The 1,937-nt window shown below is 66.5% G+C and carries 3 protein-coding genes; 2 read left to right on the top strand and 1 reads right to left on the bottom strand.

The window, feature by feature from the left end; all coding sequences use genetic code 11:
* Positions 1-15 precede the first annotated feature (15 nt).
* Positions 16-429 carry a hypothetical protein gene (locus ACIA5H_RS26230; protein ID WP_356966209.1) on the top strand — a complete coding sequence of 138 codons (414 nt, stop codon included), beginning with the start codon at positions 16-18 and terminating at the stop codon, positions 427-429.
* Positions 430-487: 58 nt separating this feature from the next.
* Complete coding sequence (locus tag ACIA5H_RS26225) at positions 488-1,213, top strand: hypothetical protein (protein ID WP_379252436.1); 726 nt, start codon at positions 488-490, stop codon at positions 1,211-1,213.
* Here the strand turns inward: ACIA5H_RS26225 and ACIA5H_RS26220 are convergent.
* Complete coding sequence (locus ACIA5H_RS26220; RefSeq protein WP_397077952.1) at positions 1,191-1,919, bottom strand: polyprenol monophosphomannose synthase; 729 nt, start codon at positions 1,917-1,919, stop codon at positions 1,191-1,193. The two genes, ACIA5H_RS26225 and ACIA5H_RS26220, sit on opposite strands and share 23 nt — an antisense overlap.
* Positions 1,920-1,937 lie beyond the last annotated feature (18 nt).

Raw genomic sequence — 1,937 nt, 5'->3', positions numbered from 1 at the left:
TGAAGGGATGCAGTAATGAAGGTCGAAGTCCTCACCCCGTCGTGCAACCTCGACACCGTCCGCGACGGGCGCGGTGGCATTTTCACCTGGGTCCCGCCGGAACCCCTGCTCGAGTTCAACCTGATCTACATGCACCCCGGCAAGGTGCGCGGCCTGCACTACCACCCGCATTTCGTCGAGTACCTGCTGTTCGTCGAGGGCAACGGCGTGCTGGTGACCAAGGACGACTACGAGGATCCGGACTGCCCGGAGGAGTTCATCCATGTGGGCAAGGGCATCTGCACGCGCACGCCGATCGGGGTGATGCACACCGTGTACTCGATCACCCCGCTGACCTTCGTCGCGATGCTGACCAAGCCGTGGGACGAGTGCGATCCGCCGATCGTGCAGGTGGCGCCGCTGCCGCACACCTTGGAAGGCAAGTCGTGAGCGGTCGAATATCGGTGCGGCCGACCAGCGCGACCGCCCGTGCCGGACAGGGCCTCGCATGAGCGGGATGCGGGTGGCGGTGCTCGGCGCAGCGGGATACGTGGGCGCCGCACTGGTCGAGGCGCTCGGCAGGACGCGGCGATGGGAGGTCGTGCCCGTGGTGCGCGACGACCACGAATCCCACTGCACGGCAGGTCGTTACGACGTGCTGATCAACGCCGCCTGCCCGTCGAAGCGGTTCTGGGCCGAGCAGCATCCCGGCGACGATCGCCGGGAGACGGTGGACAAGACGCGCCTGCTGCGCGAGCAATGGCGCTGGGACCGGTTCGTGCAGATCAGCAGCATCTCCGCACGGACCCAGCTGGACACGGTCTACGGCCGCCATCGCGCGGAGGCCGAGCGAATGTGTTCCGGCCGCGACACTTTCGTCGTCCGGCTCGGCCCGATGTACGGCGGCGACTACCGCAAGGGTGTGCTGGCTGACATGGCCGCCGACCGTCCGGTGTTCGCCAGCGGCCGCTCCCGGCAGAGTTTCGCCCCGGTGGACTGGTGCGCCGACTGGATCGCCGCCCACCTGGAGGACACCGGCCTGCGCGAGGTCGGCGCACGCACCACCGTGACGCTGGCGGAGGTACGCGACGCGGTGGGCTCGTCCTCGCAGTTCGCCAAAAATGTTGTCGACGACCAGTTCCCGACCACCGCCACCGGCCCGGACTGGCCGGAGGCGGCGGCGGTGATCGACTGGCTGGCCGGGCGGAGGGTCAGCGATGCGCGGGCGAGGTGACGCGATGCCTGCCGGGGCGCAGGTACTTCTCCGCGCACAGCACCAGCAGGAAACGCACGCTGGTCGCGACATCGCGGGTGCGCATCTTGGACGCGCCCGCGGTGCGGTTGAGGACGTGGATCGGCACCTGTTCGATCCGGAAACCATTGGCGGCGAGGATGTAGAGACTTTCGAAGAAGAAGGAGTAGCCGGTCGAGCGAACGCGATCGAAAGCCGCCACCGGAACCGTATCCAACCGGTAGTATCGGAACGCGCCGGTGGCATCGTAGGGCATCCGCAGCAGTGTCACGGTGAGAAAATGCCCGACCCGGGTGAGGACCTTGCGGAAGGGAGTCCAGTCGGCGAGGCTGTCCTCTTTCAGATAGCGCGATCCGACCACGATGTCGAAACCGTCGGAAGCGGCGCGCAATGCCGGAAGATACGACGGCGGATGCGCGAAATCGGAATCCATCGTGATGATGTGCGCATATCCCTGCGCGTATGCCCAGCGGATACCGGCCTGGTGTGCGGAGCCCACGCCCTGCCGTCCCGCCCTGTGCAGCACATGAATGCGGGGCGCGTGCTGTCGGGCCAGCTCATCGAGCAGATCTCCGGTGCCGTCCGGGGAATTGTCGTCGACGAACAGGACGTCGAAATCGGAGCCCTGTTCCAGGATCTGAGCGAGCAACGGGCCCACGTTGCGACGCTCGTTGTACGTCGGAATCATTACCAGAGTTTTTTCGGA

It is taken from the genome of Nocardia sp. NPDC051900, from assembly GCF_044452545.1.
Lineage (GTDB): Bacteria > Actinomycetota > Actinomycetes > Mycobacteriales > Mycobacteriaceae > Nocardia > Nocardia sichangensis.
This window is presented reverse-complemented; position numbering and strand designations above follow the sequence as displayed.